This is a genomic window from Pseudomonas sp. 18.1.10 (assembly GCF_024655625.1).
Classification (GTDB): domain Bacteria; phylum Pseudomonadota; class Gammaproteobacteria; order Pseudomonadales; family Pseudomonadaceae; genus Aquipseudomonas.
This window is the reverse complement of sequence record NZ_JANLGL010000308.1, coordinates 1-4,902: the sequence shown is the minus strand read 5'-3', so window position 1 is coordinate 4,902 and position 4,902 is coordinate 1. Positions and strand designations below refer to the sequence as shown.

Sequence of the window (4,902 nt, the reverse complement as noted above, 5' to 3'; positions counted from 1 at the left end):
ACTGATCCACCGCATTCGCGAGCAAGCCCGCTCCCACACAAGCCCGCTCCCACAGGTTGAATCGTGTTAGAAGGCGAGTTTGTAGCCGATGGCCATCAACATCACCGCCAAACACGGCCGCAATACGCCGTCCGGCAGCTTGCCGGTCATGTGACTGCCGATGTAAATCCCCGGCAGCGAGCCCATCAACAGAAAACCCAGCAAGTGCCAATCCATATTGCCCATGCTCGCATGGCCCAGGCCTGCCACCAGGGTCAGCGGCACGGCGTGGGCGATCTCGGTGCCGACCAGGCGGCGCGTGGCGAGGAACGGATAGAGGATAAACAACGCCACGGTGCCGAGGGCGCCGGCGCCGATGGAGGTCAGCGCGACCATGGTGCCCAGGATCGCACCGGTGACCACCGTCAGCAGGTTCAGGTTGCGCGGGCTCATGTGGTAGTCGTCGCCGGCATGGCGCTGGGCGAAGGCCAGGAGCTGTTTCTTGAACAGGATCGCCAGGGCGGTCAGCAGCAACACCACGCCGAGGGCTTGCTTAATCACCGCGTTCATCGCGCTGGGGTCGGTGTGCAGGCTGGCGAGGAACCACAGGGTCAGCAGCACGGCGGGCACGCTGCCGAGGGTCAGCCAGCCGGTGATGGTCCAGTCGATGTTCTTGTTCTTGCTGTGCACCAGCACGCCACCGGACTTGGTGATCGCCGCGTACAGCAGGTCGGTACCCACGGCGGTAGCCGGGTTGATGCCGAACCACAACAGGATCGGGGTCATCAATGAACCCCCGCCCACACCGGTCATGCCCACGATAAAACCAACAATCAGGCCAGCAACGACGAAACCAACATTACCCACATCCATTACAACTACCTGCGGCCTTATAAATTTCTGGCGGCAGGATAGCGATTTTTCTTATAACGACTTATATCAATGTGATCTGACTTTAGATCATTTTGTGTTTTCGCCGATTTATTTGCGAATGCCTGCATCCATTTGCCGCGCCCATGGGTAGTACCTGCAGCAACCCTGCTGTTCTACCCAATGGAGAAACACCCATGAACGCCAAAGCATTGCTCTGCCTGACTGCCCTGCTCGCCGCCCCGGCCGCCTTCGCCCAGAGCAGTTTGCCCGACAGCATCAAGGTGCCGGATGGGCATAAAGTCGCGATGGAAACTACCGGTGTCGGCGAAATCACCTACGAGTGCCGCGACAAAGCCAACGCCGCCGGCCAGACCGAATGGACCTTTGTCGGCCCTAAAGCGGTGCTCAATGATCGCAGCGGCAAGCAAGTCGGCACCTACTTTGGCCCACCGGCAACCTGGCAGGCCAAGGACGGTTCGAAGATCACCGGCACCCAGCTGGCCGTGGCCCCGTCGAGCCCGGGCAACCTGCCGTATCAACTGGTCAAGGCCAACCCGGCCGAAGGCAAGGGCGCGATGAGCGGCGTAAGTTACATCCAACGCGTGGCCCTCAAGGGCGGCGTGGCGCCGAGCAGCGAGTGCACCACGGCCAATAAAGGCAAGCAGGAAGTGGTGAAGTACCAGGCCGACTACATTTTCTGGGCGGCCAACTGAGCAAACTCGGCTACGCTGCCCCCAGTGCAGATGAACGGGATGTTCTGCCATTGGGGGTAGCCATACGTGTTTGATTACGAAGCCTGTCTGCTGGCCTGTGCCCGTGGCGATCAGCGCGCGTTGCGCCAACTCTACCAACAGGACAGCAGCCACTTGCTCGGTGTGGCCTTGCGCATCACCCGGGACAAGGCCCTGGCCGAAGACGTCGTGCATGACGCGTTTATCAAGATCTGGCGCGGCGCCGGCAGTTTCGACCCGGCGCGCGGCGCCGCCCGTGGCTGGGTGTTCAGCGTGACCCGCCACCTGGCGCTCAATGCGATGCGCAACAGCTACCGCGAAGTGCCGTTGAGCGACGAACACGAGCCCATCGCCAGCCCCGAATTCCCGACACACTCCGGACAGATCCACACCTGCCTGGAACAGCTCGACCCGGCCCGTCGCACGTGCATCCTGCACGCCTATGTCGACGGTTATTCCCACAGCGAAATCGCCCGGAAACTGGACACCCCCTTGGGAACCGTCAAAGCCTGGATCAAACGTAGCCTCGCTGCGCTGCGGGAGTGCATGGCATGAGCAACCCCCTGGACGAACTGGCCAGCGAATACGTGCTGGGCACCCTGCCCGGCGAACAGCGTGCCGAGGTGGAACAACGCCTCCCGCACGACCCCGAGCTGCGCGCGGCCGTCGACGCCTGGGAGCAGCGCCTGCTGCCCCTGACCGCCTTGGCCGCACCGGTAGCGCCCTCACCGCACCTGTGGCAGCGCATCGAGCGCAACCTCAGCGGCGTGCGCACCCCGTGGTGGGACCTGCTGGCACTCTGGCGCGGCCTGGCCGGCGCCGGGCTGGTGGCGACGCTGGCCCTGGCCGCGCTGTTGCTGACCCGCCCGACGAGCACTGAGCCGACGTTTGTGGTGGTACTGGTCGCCCCACAGAACCAGGCGCCGGGCTGGGTGATCCAGGCCAGCAACAACCAGCAGATTCAGTTGATCCCGTTGGGGGTGATGGAAGTGCCAGCGGACAAGGCCCTGCAATTCTGGACCAAGGGCGATGGCTGGCAGGGCCCGGTGTCGCTGGGGCTGGTCAAGCCGGGGCAGACGCTGTCGGTGCCGCTGGACAAGCTGCCGCCGCTGTCGCCTAACCAGCTGTTCGAACTGACCCTGGAAGACCCGCGCGGCTCGCCGACCGGCAAACCGACGGGGCCGATCCAGGCGATTGGCCGTGCGGTCAGGGTGCTCTGATTAGGCCACGCTGGGCAGCCACACGCGAAACCGCGCGCCGCCCAAGGGCGAGGCTTGGGCGACCAAGGTGCCGCCCTGGGCTTCCATGGCGCGCCGGCTGATCGCCAACCCCAGGCCGAAGCCACCGGTGGCGCGGTCGCGGCTGCGGTCGAGGCGGTAGAACGGTTCGAAGATGCGCTCCCGCTGGTCCAACGGGATGCCGATGCCATCGTCGTCCACCCAGATCTCGCAGCCGTCGGGCCCGACCCTGACGCCGACCTGGATGCGTTTATCGCAGTAGCGCGTGGCATTGCGCAGCAGGTTCTGCAACACGCGGGCGGTGAGGCGCGGGTCGAGGTTGAAGCGCTCGACGGCGCAGTCCAGCGCCACATCGATGACGATCTCGGGGTTCTCCAGCTCGTCGTCGACGCTGCCGAGCACGCTGTCGATAAATTCATCGAGCACCACTTCGACCCGCTCAGGCAGTTGCGCCGGGTTTTGCAGGCGGCTGTAGGACAGCAGTTCCAGCACCAGTTCATCCAGCTCGCGAATATGGGCCACCAGGCTTTGCAAGCGTTCGCGACTGGCCTGGGGCAAGTCGTCGGACAGTGCCAGGGCCAGGCCGAAATCCAGGCGCGTGAGCGGCGTGCGCAGTTCATGGGACACGGCGTTGAGCAGGTCGCGCTGCTGGTTGAGCAACTGTTCGACATCATCGGCCATGGTGTCGAACACCGCCGCCAGGCTGCCGATGTTGGAGCTGGGGGGGATGCGTGTGCGCTCCGTCAGGTTGCCCCGGCCCAATTGCGCGGCGGTGCTTTTCAGGCGTTCGAGGTCACGCCAATGGGGGCGCAACCACACCAGCAGGCACGCCAGCAACGCGGCGCCGATCAGCACGTTCATCGACCAATACAGCAGGTTCATGTCCAGCGGGTCCGGGGGAATGGTCAGCTTGACCACGAACTGTTCGTTGATCGGCGAGCTGATGTCTTCCATCCAGCCCCACTCGCCCAGGCGGATCACCGGCTTGCCCTCGGCCAGCCGCTGCGCCTCGGCGGGGGTGTAGCTGGCGTCCTGGCGCAACAGCAGTTGCACCTTGAGCGGCGCAAAGTCGGCGCTCAACTGTTCGGTCAACTGCGACCAACGCTCCACCGGTGCGCGCAGGTACTGCTTGACGATCAGCTTCTGCATGCCGCGGGACTGCTCGACGTTGTAGTCCATGTAGCGGTGTTCGAAGAGTTGGATCACCAGCTTGGGAATCAGGAAGATCGCCGCGCTGTAGGTGACGATGGTAATCAGGTACAGCCGCAGGAGTACGCGAAACATCGCTCAGCATTCCCACTCGGAACGGCTGAACAGGTAGCCCTTGCCCCACACGGTCTTGATCTTGCGCGCTTCGCCGGCGTGGTCGTCGAACTTGCGCCGCAGCTTGGAGATGGCCACGTCCACCGAGCGGTCGGTGCCGTTGAACTCGATGCCGCGCAGGCGTTGCAGGATCTGGTCGCGGCTGAGCACTTCGCCCGCGTGGCGGGCCAGCACCACCAGCAGGTTGTATTCGCCGCTGGACAGCTCCACCACCTGCTCGCGCCAGGTCACGGTGCGTTCCGACAGGTCGATGCACAGGTTGCCCATGAGGATCTGGTCGTTGGCCACCTGCGGTTCGGACAGGCTGCTGCGCCGCAGCAAGGTGCGCACCCGTGCCAGCAACACGCGGGGCTCGCAGGGTTTGGTCACGTAGTCGTCGGCGCCCATTTCCAGGCCCAGCACCTGGTCGTGGCTGTCGTCGCGGGCGGTGAGCATCAGGATCGGCAGGCCCGCCGAATCGGCGCGCAGCAGGCGGCACACTTGCAGGCCGTCGAGGCCGGGCAGCATCAGGTCGAGGATCACCAGGTCCGGCGGGTTGAGGCGCGCGCGTTCACGTACATGGTCGCCACGGCTGAGCACACTGACGTGGTAGCCATTGCGTTCCAGGTAGCTGGCAATCAGCTCGGAGAGTGCGGCGTCGTCTTCCACCAGGAGGATGTTGGGCATGGTGTTTCCAATCAATACGGTTAAAAGTCATACACAAATCCAATGTGGGAGCGGGCTTGTGTGGGAGCGGGCTTGCTCGCGAATGCGGTGTA

Annotated in this window: 6 protein-coding genes; 3 read left to right on the top strand and 3 right to left on the bottom strand. The window is 64.1% G+C overall.

Annotated features, from left to right (window positions below):
- Positions 1-66 precede the first annotated feature (66 nt).
- Positions 67-852 (bottom strand): sulfite exporter TauE/SafE family protein, encoded by a 786-nt coding sequence (locus NUV89_RS27495; RefSeq protein WP_207046664.1) that lies wholly within the window; start codon positions 850-852, stop codon positions 67-69.
- A 194-nt stretch (positions 853-1,046) separates the two neighbouring features.
- Between NUV89_RS27495 and NUV89_RS27490 the strand changes: the two genes are divergently transcribed.
- The 3 genes from NUV89_RS27490 to NUV89_RS27480 all read left to right on the top strand — a co-directional run bounded on the left by NUV89_RS27490 (position 1,047) and on the right by NUV89_RS27480 (position 2,803).
- Positions 1,047-1,565 carry a DUF3455 domain-containing protein gene (locus tag NUV89_RS27490; protein ID WP_257783787.1) on the top strand — a complete coding sequence of 173 codons (519 nt, stop codon included), beginning with the start codon at positions 1,047-1,049 and terminating at the stop codon, positions 1,563-1,565.
- A gap of 66 nt (positions 1,566-1,631) precedes the next feature.
- Positions 1,632-2,138, top strand: a complete 507-nt coding sequence (locus tag NUV89_RS27485) for a sigma-70 family RNA polymerase sigma factor (protein ID WP_257783786.1) — start codon at positions 1,632-1,634, stop codon at positions 2,136-2,138.
- Complete coding sequence (locus tag NUV89_RS27480; protein WP_257783785.1) at positions 2,135-2,803, top strand: anti-sigma factor domain-containing protein; 669 nt, start codon at positions 2,135-2,137, stop codon at positions 2,801-2,803. Before NUV89_RS27485 ends, NUV89_RS27480 begins: the two co-directional genes overlap by 4 nt.
- Here the strand turns inward: NUV89_RS27480 and NUV89_RS27475 are convergent, their stop codons facing one another.
- On the bottom strand, positions 2,804-4,105 hold the full coding sequence (locus tag NUV89_RS27475) for an ATP-binding protein (protein ID WP_257783784.1): 1,302 nt from the start codon (positions 4,103-4,105) through the stop codon (positions 2,804-2,806). It abuts the gene before it with no gap.
- Positions 4,106-4,108: 3 nt separating this feature from the next.
- Positions 4,109-4,810 carry a response regulator transcription factor gene (locus NUV89_RS27470; RefSeq protein ID WP_017738648.1) on the bottom strand — a complete coding sequence of 234 codons (702 nt, stop codon included), beginning with the start codon at positions 4,808-4,810 and terminating at the stop codon, positions 4,109-4,111.
- Positions 4,811-4,902 lie beyond the last annotated feature (92 nt).